The sequence below is a fragment of the Xanthomonas cannabis pv. cannabis genome (assembly GCF_000802365.1).
Classification (GTDB): Bacteria; Pseudomonadota; Gammaproteobacteria; order Xanthomonadales; family Xanthomonadaceae; genus Xanthomonas; species Xanthomonas cannabis.
On record NZ_JSZE01000008.1, the window covers coordinates 41,769 to 61,748 of the forward strand.

15 protein-coding genes and 3 tRNA genes are annotated in these 19,980 nt (G+C 64.8%); 7 read left to right on the forward strand and 11 right to left on the reverse strand.

The genetic code is table 11. From position 1 onward, the window contains the following. Window positions 1-49 precede the first annotated feature (49 nt). From OZ10_RS02245 to OZ10_RS02270, 6 genes are all read left to right on the forward strand, one after another. Entirely contained in the window at window positions 50-1,447 is a 1,398-nt protein-coding gene (locus OZ10_RS02245) for a PhoH family protein (protein WP_039404251.1), read from the forward strand. After that, window positions 1,447-1,932 (forward strand): hypothetical protein, encoded by a 486-nt coding sequence (locus OZ10_RS02250; protein WP_039404249.1) that lies wholly within the window; start codon window positions 1,447-1,449, stop codon window positions 1,930-1,932. Before OZ10_RS02245 ends, OZ10_RS02250 begins: the two co-directional genes overlap by 1 nt. Before the next feature lie 83 nt (window positions 1,933-2,015). After that, window positions 2,016-2,825 (forward strand): bifunctional hydroxymethylpyrimidine kinase/phosphomethylpyrimidine kinase, encoded by an 810-nt coding sequence (thiD, locus tag OZ10_RS02255; protein WP_039404246.1) that lies wholly within the window; start codon window positions 2,016-2,018, stop codon window positions 2,823-2,825. After that, a complete protein-coding gene (locus OZ10_RS02260) occupies window positions 2,822-3,721 on the forward strand; it encodes an alpha/beta hydrolase family protein (RefSeq protein WP_039404243.1) in 900 nt (299 codons plus the stop codon). Before thiD ends, OZ10_RS02260 begins: the two co-directional genes overlap by 4 nt. A 40-nt stretch (window positions 3,722-3,761) precedes the next feature. After that, window positions 3,762-3,838: transfer RNA gene (locus OZ10_RS02265), tRNA-Arg, on the forward strand. Between the two features lie 93 nt (window positions 3,839-3,931). Further along, window positions 3,932-4,008, forward strand: a tRNA-Arg gene (locus tag OZ10_RS02270). Between the two features lie 243 nt (window positions 4,009-4,251). Here the strand turns inward: OZ10_RS02270 and OZ10_RS02275 are convergent. Both OZ10_RS02275 and OZ10_RS02280 read right to left on the reverse strand, forming a co-directional pair. Next, window positions 4,252-5,244 carry a DedA family protein/thiosulfate sulfurtransferase GlpE gene (locus OZ10_RS02275; RefSeq protein WP_039563826.1) on the reverse strand — a complete coding sequence of 331 codons (993 nt, stop codon included), beginning with the start codon at window positions 5,242-5,244 and terminating at the stop codon, window positions 4,252-4,254. A 44-nt stretch (window positions 5,245-5,288) separates the two neighbouring features. After that, on the reverse strand, window positions 5,289-6,233 hold the full coding sequence (locus OZ10_RS02280; protein WP_039563827.1) for a LysR substrate-binding domain-containing protein: 945 nt from the start codon (window positions 6,231-6,233) through the stop codon (window positions 5,289-5,291). Between the two features lie 136 nt (window positions 6,234-6,369). Between OZ10_RS02280 and OZ10_RS02285 the strand changes: the two genes are divergently transcribed. Next, window positions 6,370-7,071, forward strand: a complete 702-nt coding sequence (locus tag OZ10_RS02285; RefSeq protein WP_039563828.1) for a pirin family protein — start codon at window positions 6,370-6,372, stop codon at window positions 7,069-7,071. A gap of 186 nt (window positions 7,072-7,257) precedes the next feature. On the opposite strand, the gene OZ10_RS02290 is transcribed toward OZ10_RS02285, so the two are convergent. The 9 genes from OZ10_RS02290 to OZ10_RS02335 all read right to left on the reverse strand — a co-directional run. Beyond that, window positions 7,258-9,192: a methyl-accepting chemotaxis protein gene (locus tag OZ10_RS02290; protein ID WP_202902977.1), complete on the reverse strand. Its 1,935-nt coding sequence runs from the start codon at window positions 9,190-9,192 to the stop codon at window positions 7,258-7,260. A gap of 922 nt (window positions 9,193-10,114) precedes the next feature. Beyond that, window positions 10,115-10,207: transfer RNA gene (locus OZ10_RS02295), tRNA-Ser, on the reverse strand. A gap of 83 nt (window positions 10,208-10,290) precedes the next feature. Further along, window positions 10,291-10,503: a carbon storage regulator CsrA gene (gene csrA, locus OZ10_RS02300; RefSeq protein WP_003481884.1), complete on the reverse strand. Its 213-nt coding sequence runs from the start codon at window positions 10,501-10,503 to the stop codon at window positions 10,291-10,293. Between the two features lie 139 nt (window positions 10,504-10,642). After that, a complete protein-coding gene (alaS, locus tag OZ10_RS02305; protein WP_039563829.1) occupies window positions 10,643-13,291 on the reverse strand; it encodes an alanine--tRNA ligase in 2,649 nt (882 codons plus the stop codon). A gap of 101 nt (window positions 13,292-13,392) precedes the next feature. Next, window positions 13,393-13,881 carry a recombination regulator RecX gene (recX, locus tag OZ10_RS02310; protein WP_039563830.1) on the reverse strand — a complete coding sequence of 163 codons (489 nt, stop codon included), beginning with the start codon at window positions 13,879-13,881 and terminating at the stop codon, window positions 13,393-13,395. A 250-nt stretch (window positions 13,882-14,131) separates the two neighbouring features. After that, a complete protein-coding gene (recA, locus tag OZ10_RS02315; protein WP_039404226.1) occupies window positions 14,132-15,166 on the reverse strand; it encodes a recombinase RecA in 1,035 nt (344 codons plus the stop codon). A gap of 172 nt (window positions 15,167-15,338) precedes the next feature. Continuing rightward, window positions 15,339-15,980: a transcriptional repressor LexA gene (gene lexA, locus OZ10_RS02320; RefSeq protein WP_039563832.1), complete on the reverse strand. Its 642-nt coding sequence runs from the start codon at window positions 15,978-15,980 to the stop codon at window positions 15,339-15,341. A gap of 74 nt (window positions 15,981-16,054) precedes the next feature. Continuing rightward, a complete protein-coding gene (gene ubiB / locus OZ10_RS02325; protein WP_039404222.1) occupies window positions 16,055-17,731 on the reverse strand; it encodes a 2-polyprenylphenol 6-hydroxylase in 1,677 nt (558 codons plus the stop codon). A gap of 580 nt (window positions 17,732-18,311) precedes the next feature. Continuing rightward, a partial coding sequence (locus OZ10_RS02335; RefSeq protein ID WP_039563833.1) for a TonB-dependent receptor occupies window positions 18,312-19,980 on the reverse strand: 1,669 nt, incomplete at its 5' end.

The window sequence follows — 19,980 nt, forward strand, 5'->3', positions numbered from 1 at the left end:
CACCTGCAGGCGTGATGGCTCGCCCCTGCTCCATCACTTGGAACACCCAATGACCCGAGGCAAGCGCATCTACGTGCTGGACACCAACGTGCTGATGCACGATCCCACCGCGCTGTTCAAGTTCGAAGAACACGATGTGTTCCTGCCGATGCAGGTGATCGAGGAGCTCGACAACGCCAAGAAGGGCACCTCCGAAGTCAGCCGCAATGCGCGCCAGGTGAGCCGGTTCCTGGACGAATTGCTGGAAAACACCAACGCCGAGCAGATCCAGGCCGGCATCCTGCTCAGCCACCCGCAGGGGATCCAGCTCAAGGGCCAGGCCGCGATCGGCCGGCTGTTTTTCCAGATCAAACCGATCGACCCGGGCCGCACCTTCGGCGCCATGCTGCCGGACAACAAGATCCTGGCCTCGGTGCTGGCGCTGTGCGAAGACCATCCGGACGTGCCGGTCATTCTGGTGTCCAAGGACATCAACCTGCGCATCAAGGCCTACATCAGCGGCCTGGTGGCGGAGGATTATCAGAACGACCGCGCGCTGGACGATTTCAGCCTGCTGTTCACCGGCGCCATCGAGCTGCCGGAAGACTTCTGGCAGAAGCACAACGAAGACCTGCGCAGCTGGAACGAACGCGGCCGAACGCACTACGAGATCGTGCTGGCCGAAGACGAAGACTGGTACCCCAACCAGTACCTGTACCTGCCTGGCGAAGACGAAGTGGAACTGCGTGTGGCCAAGGTGGGCGGCGGCAAGGCCACGCTGTGCCTGGTGGACGACTTCCGTAGCGGCCAGCATGCGGTGTGGGGCATCGTGGCGCGCAACCGCGAGCAGAATTTCGCGCTCAATGCCTTGATGGACCCGGAGATCGATTTCGTCACCCTGCTCGGCACCGCCGGCACCGGCAAGACCCTGCTCGCGCTCGCCGCCGGCCTGGCGCAGACCATGGACCAGCAGCGTTACCGCGAGATCATCATGACCCGCGCCACCGTCAGCGTGGGCGAAGACATCGGCTTTTTGCCCGGTACCGAAGAAGAAAAGATGACCCCGTGGATGGGCGCGCTGACCGACAACCTGGAAGTGCTCACGCACAATCAGGAAGGCGGCGCATGGGGGCGCGCCGCCACCAACGACCTGCTGGCAAGCCGCATCAAGATCCGTTCGATGAACTTCATGCGCGGCCGTACCTTCCTGTCGCGGTATCTGATCCTGGACGAGGCGCAGAACCTCACGCCGAAGCAGATGAAGACGCTGATCACCCGTGCCGGCCCCGGTACCAAGATCGTGTGCCTGGGCAACGTCGAACAGATCGACACGCCCTACCTCACCGAAACGACCTCGGGCCTGACCTACGCGGTGGATCGCTTCAAGGCCTGGCCGCACAGCGCGCACATCACACTACGGCGTGGCGAGCGCTCACGCCTGGCCGACTTCGCCTCGGAGGTGTTGTGATGCGCGCGCTTCGCGGCGCGGCGGCGCTGGCCGTGCTCGCGCTGGCCGGCTGCGCCACCACGCAGGGACCATCCAGCGTGCCGACCAATCTCAAGAACGGGCAGTCGTGGATCATCACGCGCCAGGGCGTGGCCGAGCAGGTGCTGCAGACCTGCTCGCGCGACAGCCCGGCGCGTCATCCGGGCCAGATCACCGGCTACTGGGCACCGAACCATCAGCAGATCGAACAGCTCGAATCCCGGCAGGACGCGTTGACGCCCACCATCGCCGAGCCACGCGAGTTCGACCGCCAGTACGTGGGTGTGGTGATCGGGGGCCAGCAGCTGATCTACATCAACGCCTTCAAGCTGCCGAACACGCCGCAAATGAAACCGGCCAACGAGGCGATCCAGGCCTGCGATGGCGGCAACATGTTCTGGGGTGCGTTGTACGACCCGCAGACCGGCGCGTTCTCGCAGATCGCGGTGAACGCGGCACCGCCGTGATCCTGCCGTAAGCGCTGGCAGGCGCAAGCAGCGTTCAGACACCGGTTCTGCACAGCTGCAATCGGAGCGTGCAGAATCGGCGCATGACCACGCCCAGCACGCTGTCCGCATTGACCATCGCCGGCTCCGATTCCGGCGGTGGAGCCGGCATCCAGGCCGACCTCAAGACCTTCGCCGCGCATCGCGTGCACGGGTTATCGGCGATCGCCGCATTGACTGCGCAACATACCCGCGCCGTCACCGCCGTGCACATCCCGCCACTGCCGTTTCTGCAGGCGCAGGTGGATGCCTGCTTTGCCGATTTCCAGATCCAGGCCGTCAAGCTCGGCATGCTGGCCAATGCCGACGTCATCCATTGCGTGGCCGACCTGCTCGAACGGCATCGCCCACCATTCGTGGTGCTCGATCCGGTGATGGTGTCCACCAGCGGCGCACGCCTGCTCGAAGACGCCGCACTGGACGCCTTGCGCACCCGTCTGCTGCCGATGGCCACGCTGGTCACCCCCAACACGCCCGAAGCGGAGCTATTGACCGGCCGCCGCATCGACGACGCCGATGCCGCCGAACACGCCACCGCCGCACTGCTCGACCTGGGCGCCAACGCGGTGCTGCTCAAGGGCGGCCATCTGCACGAAGGCGCACGTGTGTTCGATCGCTTCGATGACGGCGTCACCCAGGATGCCTTCATGCATCCACGTGTGCAGGTCGACGCACATGGCACCGGCTGCAGTCTGTCGGCCGCGATCGCCGCGCAACTGTGCCAGGGCCTGTCGCTCCTCAATGCCTGCGAAGCGGCCATCGACTACGTGGCACGCGCAATCCACCTCGGCCAACGCCCCGGGCACAGCGATGTGCTCGTGCTCGACCACTTCGGCGCTGCGCACGGCGCATGAGCGTACACAGCACCACCATGAGCGCGAGCGCCGCCGACGGGCACCACTGGCAGGTGATGCGCTACGCGCCGGCACAACCACTGGCCGCGCTGCTATGGCTGCCGGCCTTGGGCGTGGCGGCGCGGCATTATCAACCGTTCGCGCAGGTGCTCGCATCGGCCGGCATCGCGGTGTATCTGCACGAATGGCGTGGCAATGGCAGCAGCAGCCTGCGCCCGTCGCGCGAGCACGATTGGGGCTACCGCACGCTGCTGGCCGAGGATCTTCCGGCCAGCCACGCCTTGCTGGATCGGCACGACCCGCAACTTCCACGCATCCTGGGCGGCCATAGCCTGGGCGGCCAACTGGCCTGCTGTCACGCCGCGCTGCGGCTCACGCCGGCGACGCATGCCTCTCCGCTTGCACAGCTGTGGCTGGTGGCCAGCGGCTCGCCCTACTGGCGCCATTTTCCGCGCCCCATGCGCTATGGCCTGCCATTGGCATTTCGCGCCCTGCCGTGGCTGGCAAAGCTGCAAGGCGTGTTGCATGGGCGCAAGCTCGGCTTTGGCGGGACCGAAGCGCGCGGCCTGATCGCCGACTGGGCACAGGTAGGCCGCAGCAACCGCTATCGCGCCGCCGGCGCGACCTGGGATCTGGAACATGCACTGGGCGCATTGACCACTCCGATCACTGCGCTGACCTTCGCACGCGACAACTTCGGCCCGCCGGCGGCGTTGCACGCACTGCTGGGCAAGATGCCGCAGGCACATGCCCGGCTGCAGCACCTGCAGGATGCGCAGCTGGGCGTGCGCAGCGATCACTTCGCATGGATGAAGGCGCCCGCTGCAGTGGCTGCCGCGCTCGTTGGCAGCCTTGATGTCGAGGCCAACGGCAATCGAAGTTCACAAGGGGATTGACGAGTACGTCAGGCATCCGCATAATTCCGCTCCTGACGAGGCGCCCGTAGCTCAGTTGGATAGAGTACCTGGCTACGAACCAGGCGGTCGGGAGTTCGAATCTCTCCGGGCGCACCATCTTCAGGAACCACAAAAGACAGCATTGAACCGCTGTCTTTTCAGTTAAACGTCCAGCTGTGTTGCAGCGGATGGCAAGTCAAAACAAGATATGCGCCCGTAGCTCAGTTGGATAGAGTACCTGGCTACGAACCAGGCGGTCGGGAGTTCGAATCTCTCCGGGCGCACCAATCTTGAAGAAAACGACCAGCTTGCTGGTCTTTTTTTTGCCCGTCGTTTGCTTCCTGCCCTGCACGTCCGGCATGCAGCCACGCAAGGACGAGCCGCGGCATGACGCTGGAAACCAGGACAAGATCGCCGATACGCTCAACACCCGGGACATGGGTTGCCGCGCGCATCGCCGTGCAGGCAGAACGGTCGCACTGCCGAAGCAAGCGACTTTCACTGCGCACGTCGACGCCTGCACACGACGATCAAGCCGTTGTGCGCACCGCTTCCACCTCGCCCACCACCACGACCGGCAACAACGAGGTCACCGGATGGCCGGCGTCGCGCCATGCATCCAGCCCGCCGCGCAGCGGGCGCACATCGCGATAGCCACGCTCACGCATCCGCCCCGCCAACCAGGCCGCAGAGACTTCGTCCGGGCATGCGCAATAAATCACCACACTGCGCTCGCGCGGCACGCTGGCCAGGATCTGCGCAAGCTGACGCTCGTCGGCGAATACCGCGCCAGGGATCGTGTAGGGCTGCAGGTCGCGATACCCCGGTGCCCGGATATCCAGCACGGTGGGCCGCAGGCTTTCATCGCCATCCAGCAACGGCACCAGTTCGTCCACCGCGATGCGCGCATGGTCCAGCGACCGCAGCAGGCTGTGGCGGCGCCACCAGCGCCAGCCGACGTAGCCCGCCAACAGCGCTACGAGCACCGCCACGGCTCCCGAGCCCAGCTCCGACAGGAAGCCGAGCACATCCTGCACCTGATCGGCGAACACGGCCCCCAGGCCCAGCCCGACCAGGGCCCACAGCGAGGCACCGAACGCGTCGTAGCGCAGGAAGGCGCCGGGCCGTACCCGCATCGCGCCGGCCATGGGCACCGACACCATCGACAAGCCCGGCACGAACTTGGCCACGGCCAGCACCCGCACACCCCAGCGCGAGAAAAACCGCTCGGTCTGCTTCATGCAGGTATCGCGCGACAGCGACAACCGGCATAGCGACTGCAAGGTGCGGTTACCGAAACGACGGCCGGCCAGATACCAGGCCAGATCGCCCAGCAGGCTGGCCAATACCGACACGCCCCACGCCGCCAGACCGGCCAGCCACGCATCGCTACCACCGCGCAGCGCGTAACCGGCTCCAACCAGCACCAGTGTCGGCAACGCCGGGACCGGCAGCCCGAGCGACAATGCCAGTACGTTGGCGAATACCAGCGCCAATCCGTACTGTTCGATCAAGCCTTGCATGCGGGGACCCTGCGCGACGGCGAGCGGCCATTATCCGCCCTTGGTCATGCCACCGGCTGCCTGGCAGCAACGAAACGATACGTTTCGGCAAGCGACTGCAACCAGTGCGCGAACAAGTGGTCCCGACGCAGGGCGCGCCGCCACCACCCAAGCGCCTCGCCCTCCTCGCCCGGCCGCCACGCCAGGTAGAACGTCTCGTCGGCTTTGGGGGTTTCCACGGGCACCTCGACCAGCAGGCCGTCGTGCAGCGCGCCGCGTGCGTACGGCTCGGGCAGGAAGCCGTAGCCGGCACCGCCAAGCTGCAACAGCAGCTTGGTGTGCATGTCCGGCACGGTCAGCACATCGCGCCCGGACAACAGGCCGACGGTACGCGGCAGCAGACGCCGCGCCGAGTCCGCTACGGCAATCGCCCGATGCTCGGCCAGCTCGGCCACGCCCAGTCGTTGCGCGCCCGCCAGAGGATGCGTGGCCGCAACCGCGAACACGAAGCGCAAGGTGCCGATCGGCTCGGCGACATAGCCGCCACCGCTCGGCCCCTCGCCGGCCGCCACGATCAGGTCCACACGCCGGTCCAGCAAGGCCTCCCAACTGCCAGACAGCGATTCGCTGAGCACGCGCAGCCGGGTGCTGTCGGCCACCGTGTAGAAGTCCAGGATCTGCGGTTGCAACAACGCCGCCGGCAGGACCGCGTCCAGCCCGATCGCGAAATCCGACTCCCAACCCGAGGCTACCCGCCGCACCCGCACCTCCAGCTCCTGCGCGGCGCGCAACAGATGCCGCCCTTCGCGCAATAGCTCGCGCCCGGCCTGCGTCGGCGTCGCCTTGGGCCCGACCCGCTCGAACAGCTGCACTCCCAGGTCCTCTTCCAGCTTGGACACCGTGTAGGAGATGGTCGAGGGCACCTTGAACAACACCTTGGCCGCCGCGGCAAAGGAACCACGGCGGTCGATCGCATCCAGGATCTGCAAGGCCTCGAGGCTGATTTTCATTGTTCGAATTTTTCGATGATAGCGGCCAAATCTACTCGCTTTTTATCCCGCCCGTACAAGCAGAGACTACGCATCAAGCCGCTGGGACAGCAATTCAGTCCCCGGCGCCAATTCGAATCTTTCAAGGAGCAGCATCATGTTGAATGTCCGCAAGAGCGAAACCCGTGGCCGCGCCGAACACGGCTGGCTGTCCTCGCGCCATACCTTCTCCTTCGCCAGCTACCACGATCCGCGCCATATGGGCATCGGCCCGCTGCGGGTGATCAACGAAGACAAGGTGGTTCCGGGCGAAGGCTTCGGCACCCACGCCCACCGCGACATGGAGATCATTTCCTACGTCCTGGGCGGCGCGCTGGAGCACAAGGACAGCATGGGCACCGGTTCGGTGCTGCACTACGGCGATGTGCAGCGCATGAGCGCGGGCAGCGGCGTGACCCATAGCGAGTTCAATCACTCGTCCAGCGAGCCGGTGCACTTCCTGCAGATCTGGGTGATGCCCGAGCGCAACGGCATCGAACCGAGCTACGAAGAAAAGCACTTCGATGCCGACAGCAAGCGCAACCAACTGCGCCTGATCGCCTCGCCCGGCGGCGAAGACGGTTCGCTCCGGTTGCACCAGGATGCACGCCTGTATGCCTCGATCCTGGACGGCGATGCACGCCTGCAACAACCGCTGGCCGAAGGGCGCATCGGCTACGTGCAGGTGGCGCGCGGCAGCCTCAGCATCAATGGGCAGGCATTGTCGGCCGGCGATGCCGTGCAGATCATCGGCGAACCGGAGATCGTGCTGGCCGATGCCCGCGATGCAGAAGTGCTGGTCTTCGATCTGCCCAAGTAAGTGCCGATACGCCACTGCGGCACGCGCAGGCTTGCGCGGCCTGCATCGGGCGGGGGCACGCGTCAAAACACAAAGCCCGCTTCTGCGGGCTTTGTGTCGTATGCGGGTGTCCTCGTCCTGTCATCCACGTCTGACGCCCCTGGCAGACATCATGCCGCGCTGATGCCTCCATGTACCGCCTTGTGCCTAGGCCGCCTGCGGCTTCATGTCCGGCGCGCCGGCTGCCGCAGCGCCGGGATCGTCACCATTGACCAGCGCGAACAATGCGTCGGCATCGGCTTCCAGCACACGCGCCGATCGCGCCAGATCATCGACCATCTGTGCCTGGTCGCGCGCCTGCACGCCGATCGATTGCAGCGCCGTGTTGGCGGTCGAAATGTCCTGCGCCTGCTCCTGGCTGGCCGCCGCGATCTGCTCCACGGTCGCGGTGACGCGCAGCACCGAGGTCACCACATCCTGCATGACGACACCAGCCTGTTCGGCCAGGCGCGAGCCATCGCCGACCTGGTCGGTCGCGTTGTCGATCAGCGAGCGGATTTCCTTGGCCGAAACGCTGCAGCGCTGCGCCAGACTGCGCACTTCGGTCGCCACCACGGCAAAGCCACGGCCCTGCTCGCCCGCCCGCGCCGCTTCCACGGCCGCATTGAGCGCCAGGATATTGGTCTGGAAGGCAATGCCGTCGATGACCTCGATGATCTGACCGATCCGGTCGGTGGCCGAACGGATGCCGGCCGTGGTCTTGACCACGTCGGCAATCACGTCCGCACCGCGCCGCGCCACGGTAGCCGACTCCTCGGCCATGCGTCGCGCCGAGCCGGCATTGTCGGAGTTGGCGCGCACCGTCGCGGCCAGCTGATCGATCGTTCCGGACGTCTGCGCCACCGCGCTGGACTGCGTGGACACGCGGTTGACCAGATCCTGGTTGCTTGCGGAAATATGATGCGACTCGCGCTGCACGTTCTGCGCGATGCTCATGGTCTGCCGCATGAGGTCGCGCATGCGTTCGGTCGAGCGCACCTGGTCGGTCACGTCGGTGGCGTACTTGACCACCTTGTACGGGCGCCCGGACACATCCAGGATCGGGTTGTAGGACGCCTGGATCCACACCGCACTGCCGTCCTTGTGCAGGCGGCGATACCGGCCCACATCGAACTGGCCGCGCGCCAGCTTCGCCCAGAAGTGGCGGTACTCGTCGGATGCGCGGTAGGCGGCATCGACAAAGACGCCATGGTGCTTGCCGATCGCCTCTTCCGCCGCATACCCGAGAATCGCCAGAAAGTTGTCGTTGGCAGCCAGCACGCGGCCGTCGAGATCGAACTCGATGACCCCCATCACCTTGTCGATGGCGCGCATGCGGCCATCCGCATCGGCGGAATCGATCACCTGGCGCGTCACATCGGTGGCGTACTTGACGACCTTGTATGGGCGACCCAATGCATCGAGGACCGGGTTGTAGGACGCCTGGATCCATACCTCGCCACCGTCCTTGCCGACGCGCTTGTAGCGACCGGCATCGAATTCCCCGCGACCAAGCGCGTCCCAGAACGCACGATAGGCGGCCGACTGACGCGTTTGCGCATCCACGAACATGCCGTGGTGTTTGCCACGGATCTCGTCGAGCCGATAGCCCATCACCTGCAGGAAGTTCTGGTTGGCATCGAGCACCGTGCCATCCAGCGAAAATTCGATGACTGCCATGACTTTGTCGATTGCGTCGATCCGCCCTTCGAAATCGGCGGTCTGCCGCACCTGCTCGGTAATGTCGGTGGCGTACTTCACCACGCGGTAGGCCTTGCCCGCTCGGTCCAGCAATGGATTGTAGGAGGCATTGATCCAGACCTCGCGGCCGTGCTTGTCCAGGCGGCAGAAACGCCCTGCGTTGAAATCGCCGCGCCGCAGCGCCGCCCAGAACTGGCGATAGCTATCGCTGTCGTGATCGCTCTTGGTCACGAACATGCGGTGATGCTGGCCAACGACCTCTTCGCGCCGGTACCCCATCAACGACAGGAAGTTCTGATTGACCTCGAGAATGCGGCCATCCAGATCGAATTCGATCACCCCCATTACCCGGTCCACCGCGTTGGCCTTGTGCTGCAACCCACGGCTCCAGGAAGAGAACAGGCGTCCAAGCAACGATAGGCGCATCACATCGACATCCGAGATATGGGTCACCCCCTTAACGACCTGCGCGCCGGTTACTTGACCGCAATTGCAACCGGCGTCTCGCGCGGTTCAGATGCAGCCACGTTGCAAGCCGACCTCAACCAGGCAGGTTCATCGTGGGAACATCCAGACGGCCGTCTTGGCCGCCGGCCTCACTGCCTCAATCGATAAGTAGACGCGCGTCAACAGCGTGGCCTGCACGGGCGATGCCATGAGCTTCGGATCCAGATACGACCGAGCCCACCAGCTGGATCTTGAAGGCGCTGCATATGCGCAGGAGCAGGTCGTCGTGTCAGATCAGCCATTGCCTGAGTTGCACGCACCCCAGCGATGGACACTGCGCGCGCACACGGAGTTGGTTTGCCGCAACCAGCTGCAGTGAAGCTCACAATGGTCGATACCCGGCACCAGGGATCACTGGTCGGCCGTCACTTCCAGGCGCAGGCCGCCTGCACGCCCGGCGACGTGACTGCGTTTCTCGCAGCACAGCTGCGCATTGCGTGCTCACGCATCGGGTCGGACGCACAGGAACGACACGTGAGTGCAACGCACGTCGTCGCAATGCGCGATCATCGTTCGGCATTCGGCGTTCGGCATGGCAGCAGTGAGAACAGCGAAAAGCCGGATGACCAGATCATGCATTCGCTGCGATGGCTGCCACGCAGTCCGCGTTGCAGGCGCAAAGCAACCGGAATCGATCAGGAATCCCCAATCGGATGGAACGCGGAATGGAGTCGATGCGCCATCATCCGCGATCTGCCATTGGCCGCTTTACCACGTGCCGCTTCGCAGACAGTCGCACGCCGAAACGCTCCTTACCCAAACCAAGAACAAAAACAAAAACGCCTGCAAATCAATGATTTGCAGGCGTTCGGAACACTGGCGGAGCGAGAGGGATTCGAACCCTCGATAGAGCTTTTGACCCTATACTCCCTTAGCAGGGGAGCCCCTTCAGCCGCTCGGGCATCGCTCCAGTTTTTGCGTCCTGCCGCGATGTCCGTGGCAGGCCGCGAAGAATACCGGGTAACAGGGGCTAACGTAAACCCTTTATGACGATCAATTCGAAGAATCGTCGCCGTGATGCGCGCCAGAGGCAACCGGCTCGTCCCCACGTTGGATGCGCTGATAGATCTCTTCGCGATGCACAGCCACATCTTTCGGTGCGGTGATACCGATACGCACCTGATTACCCTTGACGCCGAGCACGGTAACAGTGACCGAGTCGCCGATCATCAAGGTTTCGCCTACCCGGCGAGTGAGGATCAACATTTTGCAAATCTCCTGGAACCGGTGGGTTTCCCACCAGCATCGACGGCCTCCTGAGTGAGACGCGCCCTAGGTAAAGGGAATAGACCAGAAATGGTAGCGGGACATCCTGCCAGCCATCAAGGCATAGCAGGACAAGTGTTCAGCCCAAGTGTTGCTTGACCCAGGAGGGCACGCCTTCGAGTGCGGTCGCAAGGGCGGGCCCGTCCTCGCCACCACCCTGGGCGAGATCCGGACGGCCACCGCCCTTGCCCCCGATCTGACTGGCGATATGGCCGAGGAGTTCCCCCGCCTTTACCTTGCCAGTTGGGCTGCCATTCACGCCGGCAACGAGCGCAACCTTGCCGGCCGATGCACCGGCCAACACGATCACCGAATCGCCCAACTGCTGCTTCAAACGGTCCATCGCATCGCGCAGTGCCTTTGCGTCGAAACCTTCCAGGCGCACCGCAACCACCTTGACCCCGGCAACGTCGATCGCACCGGCACCGAGGTCGGCCGTGGCGCCGGAGGCCAGCTTGGCCTTGAGCGATTCCAGCTCGCGCTCCAGCCGTTTCTGACGCTCGGTCAGCGCCCGCACCTTATCGACCACCTCGGTGGTGTTGCTGCCGAGCAGACTGGCCGCGTCGGACAAACGGCGCTCTTCGTCGGCCACGTAGTCCAGGGCGCCCTGCCCGGTCACCGCCTCGATGCGGCGCACGCCAGAGGACACGCCGCCCTCGGAGGTGATCTTGAACAGACCGATGTCACCGGTGCGGGTGACATGGGTGCCGCCACACAATTCGGTCGAATAACCGCCCATCTTAAGGACACGCACATTTTCGCCGTACTTCTCGCCGAACAAGGCCATCGCGCCAAAATCCAGTGCCTCCTGCATGGCCATGTTGTGCACTTCGACGCTGTGGTTGGTACGCACTTCGGCGTTGACCTTGCGCTCGATCACCGCAAGTTCTTCCGCGGTAATGGGCTGGAAGTGCGAGAAGTCGAAACGCAGGCGATCGGGCGCCACCAGCGAGCCCTTCTGCTGCACATGCGTGCCCAGTACTTCGCGCAGCGCGGCGTGCAGCAGGTGCGTCGCCGAATGGTTGAGGATGGTCTTGCCGCGGCGCTGCACGTCGATGCCCCCGGCCAGCACATCGCCCAGCGCGAGCGTGCCTTCGGTAATGCGTCCCACATGGCCGTGGAACTGGCCGGCAAATTTCTGGGTGTCTGCAACCTCGATCGATACATCGGTGTTGCTCAACTGCCCGCTATCGCCGACCTGTCCACCGGATTCTGCATAGAACGGGGTGCAGTCGGTGAACACGATGACCTCATCACCAGCCTCGGCACGCTCGACCGGACGGCCCTGCTTGAGCAGCGCGACAACCTTGAGCGCGTCGGCGTCGTGCGCCTCATAACCCAGGAACACGGTCGGCGACATGGTGGCAACCAGATCGGCGGGTAGCGCGACGCCGCCGCCGAACTTGCCTGCCGCGCGCGCGGTTTCGCGCTGCCGCTCCATCGCAAACTCGAAGCCCTCCATATCGACCCGCATGCCGCGCTCACGTGCGATGTCGGCGGTCAGGTCGACCGGGAACCCGTAGGTGTCGTACAGACGGAAGGCATCGGCGCCGGGAATGACGTCCTGCGAGCGTGCCGCCACGTCGTCGAAGATCTTCATGCCGGCGTCCAGCGTCTCGGCAAAGCGCTCCTCTTCCGCCAACAGGGCGCGTGCCACGGTGTCCTGCGCGGCGGCCAACTCCGGGTAGGCCTCGCCCATCAGCTCGACCAGCGTCGGCACCATCTTGCTGAAGAACGGCTGGCGCACACCCAGCATCCAGCCATGGCGCAACGCACGCCGGATGATCCGCCGCAGCACATAGCCGCGCCCTTCGTTGGAAGGCAGCACGCCATCGACGATCAGGAACGAACAGGCGCGGATGTGATCGGCGATCACACGCAACGACTTGTTTTCAAGATCGGTGATGCCGGTCAGCGCGCTGGCCTTGCCGATCAAGGCCTGGAACAGATCGATTTCGTAGTTGGTATGGACGTGCTGCAGGATCGCGGCCAGACGCTCCAGCCCCATGCCGGTGTCCACGCACGGTGCCGGCAGCGGCACCAGGGTGCCGTCGGGCTGGCGGTCGAACTGCATGAAGACCAGGTTCCAGATTTCGATGAAGCGGTCGCCATCTTCGTCGGGCGAGCCGGGCGGGCCGCCGGCGATGTGATCGCCGTGGTCGAAGAAGATCTCGGTACACGGACCGCACGGACCGGTGTCGGCCATCTGCCAGAAGTTATCCGACGCATACGGCGCGCCCTTGTTGTCGCCGATGCGCACGATGCGGCTTTCCGGAATGCCGATCATGTCGCGCCATAGGGCGAATGCCTCTTCGTCGGTGTGATACACCGTGACCAGCAGGCGGTCCGCCGGCAGTTTCCAGACCTGGGTCAACAGCTCCCATGCCCAGGCGATGGCGTCCTTCTTGAAGTAGTCACCGAACGACCAGTTGCCGAGCATTTCGAAGAAGGTGTGGTGGCGCGCGGTATAGCCCACCGAGTCCAGGTCGTTGTGCTTGCCGCCGGCGCGCAGGCAGCGCTGGACGTCCGCGGCGCGCACGTAGCTGCGCTTTTCTGCGCCAAGGAAGACGTCCTTGAACTGGACCATGCCGGAATTGGTGAACAGCAAGGTCGGGTCGTTACCCGGCACCAGCGGCGCGGATGGCACGATGGTGTGGCCCTTCCCCTCGAAAAACGCGAGGAAGTCACTACGGATCTGGGAAGTGCTGAATTTGGCGGGTGCGTTCATGAGCTGGCATTGGGCGGGCGGCAGTCCCGGTCACCCAATGAAATGTGGGCGCAGAGGAGCGGAACAACCTGAAACCACGAAGGGTAGCAGGCCTGACGCCCTCAGTCCTCAAGGTCGAAGCGGGTGGCGCGACGAATACAGTCGCCGTCGAAACCGCGCCTGGCCAATAGATCGGCGGCCTTGCGCCGCTGCGGCAGATCGACCGGCCCTTCTTCACCAAACCGGCGCCGGATCAGATCGCGTGCGTTCTCGATCCAATCGCCTTCAAACGTGGCCATGGCAGCACTGACGGCATCGCTATCCAGGCCATGGGTTCCCAGTTCGGCACGGATGTGCAGCGGGCCATAGCCCGAACCGGCGCGGTTACGGACCACGGCCGCGGCAAACCGGGCGTCATCCTGCCAACCCTCACCCGCGAGCCGCTCGACCGCGGCCTGTGCGGCCTCCGGCTCGATTCCGCGTGCCAATAGCTTTCGGTTCAATTCCTTGCGTGAATGCTCGCGTCGCACCAGCAGGCCGAGTGCGCGCTGGACCGGCGTCTGCTCCTTGAACCGGCGTCCCCGCTTTGGTGCGGGTTCTTGCTCGTCCATCGTGACGTGTCCTCCTAACGCTGAATCAATGCGCCCTCCGTGGCGCCTGCCCTCCTGGCCTTCGATAGATCTACCGCGAGAAGCAACGGCACTGACTCCGCCGTCCTCGCGATAGAAAAACTTGGCGCATCACCTGCAGCGGGCTAACACGCTGATCGAGAGCGCTTGAGCCCGCCGAGTCCATTACCGGACCTGGCGGACCGTTTGAACTGCCACCGCGCCTGTCGCAGCCGGTCGCCAGCGGTTGCGCTTATTCCTTCTCGGCGTCGTCGCCTGCTTCGCGCGGCGCTTCGGCGGGCTGGAACTTCTCGCGCAGCTCTGCTTCGAGCTTAGCGGCGACCTGCGGGTTGTCGCGCAGGTAGCCACGCGCATTGTCCTTGCCCTGACCGATACGCTCATCGCCGTAGCTGTACCAGGCACCTGCCTTGTCCACCAGCTTGGCTTCCACACCCATGTCGATCAGTTCGCCTTCACGGCTGATGCCTTCGCCGTAGAGGATTTCGGTCACGATCTGCTTGAACGGAGGCGCCAGCTTGTTCTTGACCACCTTGATCTTGGTCTGGTTGCCGATGATCTCGTCACCCTTCTTGATCGCGCCGATACGACGGATGTCCAGGCGCACGGAGGCGTAGAACTTCAATGCGTTGCCGCCGGTGGTCACTTCCGGGCTCTGGCCCGGCATCATCACGCCGATCTTCATGCGCAGCTGGTTGATGAAGACCACCAGCGTGTTGGATCGCTTGATGTTGCCGGTCAGCTTGCGCAGGGCCTGGCTCATCAGGCGCGCCTGCAGACCCGGCAACTGGTCGCCCATTTCGCCTTCGATTTCCGCCTTCGGGGTCAGCGCGGCCACCGAGTCGACCACCACGATGTCCACCGAGCCCGAGCGCACCAGCATGTCGGCGATTTCCAGCGCCTGCTCACCGGTATCAGGCTGCGACAGCAGCAGGTCGTCGACGTTGACGCCCAGCTTGGCGGCATAGATCGGATCCAGCGCGTGCTCGGCATCGATGAAGGCAGCCGTACCGCCCTTCTTCTGGCACTCGGCAATGGCCTGCAGGGTCAGCGTGGTCTTGCCCGAGGATTCCGGGCCGTAGATTTCCACGACGCGACCTTTCGGCAGGCCGCCGATCCCCAGTGCAATGTCCAACATCAGCGAACCGGTCGGAATGATCTCGACCGCCTCGATCACGCGGTCGCCCATGCGCATCACGGAGCCCTTGCCGAATTGCTTTTCGATCTGGCTCAGTGCGGCGGAAAGGGCGCGCTTCTTGTTCTCATCCATCTGGGTGATCCTTGTCAGTGATTTCGGTGTGGAGCTAATGTAGCGGCGGTGTATCGCAGAGGCTGAGACTGGCGGCGACACACTCAGATTAACGATGCAGCCCCTGCGCTGGCAGCGGTGAATCCTGCGCTACCGGCTGAGAAAAAAGCCAGCGCGCACATCGGCACAATCCTTAGCGATTGGGCCTCAGTAGCCCGCAATACAGGCCTTCGATCGCGAAATCCTGATCCGGCAGTACTTCGATCGGCGCATAGTCCGGGTTGCGCGGCAGCAGCCGTATCCGGTCCTTGCCGATCTTGAGCAACTTGACCGTGATCTCTTCTTCGATCCGGGCCACCACGATCTGCCCGGAGCGGGCTTCGCGGGTGCGGTGCACGCCAATCAGGTCGCCGTCGAAAATGCCTTCGTCGCGCATGGAGTCGCCCTGTACCTTGAGCAGATAGTCCGGCGAGGGCGAGAAAAACACGCGGTCGAGCACGACGAAGTCGTCCGAGCCGATGTCGGCACCAATCGGCAAGCCCGCCGCCACGCGGCCCAGGACGGGCAAGCGCAGCACGTCGTCGCGCGCTGGCTCGCTCACCGGCGGCGTGCGCGGCTGCGCGCCCTGCCCGGCCAGCCGAATCCCGCGCGCCTGTCCCGGCACGCGGCGGATGGCGCCGGCCTGCTCCAGGGCCTCCAGGTGATATTGCGCGGCGCGCACGCCCTTGAAGCCGAAAGCGCGGGCGATTTCGGTCTGCGAGGGCGGAACGCCGTCGGTCTCGATGCGCTCGGCAATCAAGGCCAGGATGGCTTGCTGGGTATCGGTCAGGTCCATGGTTAGTAGTATTACTACTAACGACGTGCGAGGCAATACCCAGAAGCTGCGTTGGGCTGCGATGACCGGCTCCGCTATCGCCGGCTGCGCCAGATCGAGAACAATATCCAGATGCCGCACAGGCCGGCACCGATGAACCCACCGACGCCCAGCCCAAGCAGCCAGCGGCTGGCGCTACCGCCGACGCTGTTCATGACGATCGACGAGCCAATCACCAGCGCGGCGGTGACGATGCCCATGGTGAGGCGATTGGCAGCGCGGTCGACCTGGTCGCCGAACTCACGCAAGGCGCGCGTTTCCACCTGCAACTGCAGCTTGCCGCGCCGCGCGGCCTGGATCAGCCGCTTGAGATCGCGCGGGAGATCGCCGATCAGGTCGATCGCGCCAGTCACGGTGCGACGGCTACGCCGCAACATGGCGCGTGGTGCATAACGCTGCACCACCACACGCTCCAGATAGGGCCGCGCTTCGGTGGCCATGTCGAAGTCCGGGTCGAGCTGGCGCCCCATGCCTTCGAGGGTGAGGAAGGCCTTGATCATCAGCGCCAGATCCGACGGCAGCGTCAGGCCGTGATCGCGCAGGATCGCGGTGACATCGCCCAGCATCGCGCCGATGCGCAACTCCTTGAGCGGCACGCCGCGGTACTCGTCGACGAAGGCTCCGATGTCCTGCTGCAAACGCGCCTCGTCGATATCCAGACTGGTCCCTGCCCACTCCAGCAACACGTCGATGACCGCGTCGGCGTCGTAGCTCACCATGCCATGCAGCAGCTGTGCGACCTGAAACCGACGCTGCTCGGACACCCGCCCGACCATGCCGAAATCGATGACCGCGATCCGGCCATCGCGCAGGTAGAAAATGTTGCCCGGATGCGGGTCGGCGTGGAAGCAGCCGTGCTGCAACACCATCTTGAGCACGATGCCGGCACCCGCCCGCGCCAGCGCACGGCGGTCCAGTCCCGCCGCATCGACCGCCTGCAGGTCGCGTCCGGGGATGCCGTCGATGAATTCCTGCACATTGAGCGACTCGCAGGTCCACTGCCAGTACACCGCCGGCACCACCACCTGCGGGTCGTGCGCGAAGTTGGCGGCGATGCGCTCGGCATTGCGGCACTCGGCGGCGAAGTCGAGCTCGCGCCGCAGCGAAACGGTGAACTGCTGCACCACTTCGGTTGGGCGATAGCGCTTGAGATCCGGTGCGCGTGTCTCGACGATATCGGCCAGCCGCGCGAGCAGTCGCAGATCCGCATCGATGGTGTCGCCGATGCCGGGGCGACGGATCTTCAACACCACCGGCGTGCCATCGGCCAACCAGGCGCGGTGGGTCTGCGCCAGCGATGCGGCGGCCAGCGGGTGTTCGTCCAGGCGCGCGAAGACGGTGTCCGGTTCGGCGCCCAGCGCGGCCACCAGCTGGGGGTGGACCTGCTCGAACGGCAATGCAGGCACCGCGTTCTGCAGCTCGCTCAGCTCGTCGATCCACTCCGGCGGCAACAGGTCCACGCGCGTGGCCAGCACCTGGCCCAGTTTGACGAAGGTGGGCCCGAGTTCTTCCAGTGCGCGCCGCACCCGCACCGCCGCAGACATGCGCAAGCGACCTTCGGCGTTGTTCCAGTGCAGCAGCCGGCCGGCACGTTCGAGCACATCGGCCAGCCCGATCCGGCGCACCACATCGCCGAAGCCATACCGGATCAGGACCGCAGCGATTTCCTGCAGACGCCCGAGGTCACGGACGGTACCCAGCGCTTCCCACATCAGTGCACCGCCTGCATGTAGCGGGCTGCGTGACCGTGCGCGCGGATCGGCGACGGAGCAGGCGACCTGCGGGCATCCGGTCTATGCGCCTGCGGTGGATGCCATCGCCAGCATGTCTCCGCCGGCGCTGGACGCATGCAGCGCGCATCAGAAACGCATGCCTGCAGGGCGACATCGGAACGGTCGCTGCATCCGCGTGCGTGCAACGCAACAGAACACACCGCAGCGGCCGCACAGCCGCCAAAAAAAACGGGCGGCCACGCATCAGCAACGGCAATGGAAAGCAGCAGCAACATCGGCACGCAGGTCGGCAGGCGGACCCTGTTTGTAGCCGATCTCGGCGACGCTGTCGCGTCTTTGGCCGAGCCCAGGTTTGGCGCGACTCACAAACCGCGGCAGGCAGCAGCCAGGCGGACTTGGACAGCGCAGACCGCCGGATGCAACCGGTTCGGGCTGATTCCGGGCTGCGCCCGCGCCCGCTCGACGGCCACCCAGCGCCTGCTGTCGCTCCGGGCAGGCAGGACTGCGCGTGTGCACCCGACTACCGCGTGCAGCGAATGAAGCGGGCTGCGCGATGCGCTCAATAACGCAGCCGCAAGGTCACCCCATAGGTCCGCGGCGCGCCCAGGAACGCATTCCAGGAGCCGGCCTGCAACGGTGTATCGATGACGATCTGTCGATAGGTTTTGTTGCCCAGATTCTCCGCCCAGGCTTCCAGCAGCCAACGCTTGTCGTCTGCACCGATGCCCACCCGCGCATTGAGCAAGGTGTAACCGGGTTGCGCTTTTTGCGGATCCAGATCCGAGCCGGCGTTGTACTCGGAGCTGTATTTGGCCCCGACGTTGGCGCGACCGGTCAAGCGGTTGCCCAATGCGTGCTCGTAGGTCACCGACAGGTTGGCCGACCAGCGCGGCGCAAAGCTCGCTCGGCTGCCGGGCAGCAACGCCAGCTCTGCATCGGGCAACACATCATCGCCATAGGTGGTGTCTGCATAGCTGAGCCCGCCCTGCACCATCAGCCCGGGCAAGGCGCCCTGCCAGAGCACTTCGGTATCGATGCCGCGCGACACCACGGTGGGAATGGCGCGAACCACGAAACTGGTGCCGAGAAAATTGTTGAGCTGGAAGTCGCTGAAGTCCTGGTAGAACAGCGCTGCGTTCACCAGCAGGTTGCCGCCGAGCCAGGTGGTCTTGGCGCCGAGTTCGTAGCTGTCGACGAATTCGCCCGGAAACGAGGTGTCGTCCACCGGCAGGATGCCTTGCACGCCGCTGGACAGGCCGTCGGAAGATTGCACGCGGTCGAGATTGAAACCACCGGCCTTGTAGCCGCGCGCCGCCGACGCGTAGGTCATCAGTGATGCATTCCAGCGATACGCCAGCTTGGCGGTGCCGGACCACTCGCGTTCGGTGCGGCGCTGTTCGGTCAGGCGGCCGGCGTGGGCGATATTGGTCCAGGGCAGACAGCTGAAGCCGATGACCTGCGGCGCAATGGAAGGCACTGCAGCTGCGGGCACGCCGCGCGAGACGAGCGCAGCGCCGATGCGCCGCAACGCTGCCGGATTCACCTGCCCGTCGGCGGCAAAATAACTCGCGCAGGCCGGGCTCCCATCGGGGTTTTCAAACGCCGAGCGCAACGCCTTGTGCTCGTAGGTATAGCGCAGGCCGACCACCACATCCAGCGCATCGGTGGCATGCCAGGTGTTGTTGGTGAACAGCGCGGCGCTGGTGCCGTCCTGCCAAAACCGGTCCTGGCTGCCCTGCCCGCGAAACAGGCTGCCGGCGGGCAGGCCGGTCGTATCGGCGAGAAAACGCGTTGCGTCGGCGCGTGCGGCCAATGCCGGATTGATGCGTGCAAGCATCACGCTGGACAGATAGGGCTCGTAGGCGCTGCCAAACCGGTAGGACTCGTTGCGGTGCAGGGTTTCGTCGGCATAAAACGCGCCGACCAGCCAGTCGAAGCGCTCGGTGGACCCGGCCAGGCGGAGCTCCTGGCTGAAGGTCCTGAACTTGGTGAGCATCTCGTTCTCGCGCGCCTGGCGGTAGAGAATGTCGGCAGCGCCATAGTCGAAATCCAGGCCGTTGACCGACTTCCAGTCGCGCAGCGCGGTGATCGAGGTCAGCACTGCATCGCTCAGCCAGGGCGTGGTCCAGTCGACCTGCGCCGACACACCCTTGTCACGGATGTCCTGCGCCGTGCTGCGGTTGCTGTAGGCGCGCCTGCGTTGCGGCTCTGCACGCGGGCTCGTGCCC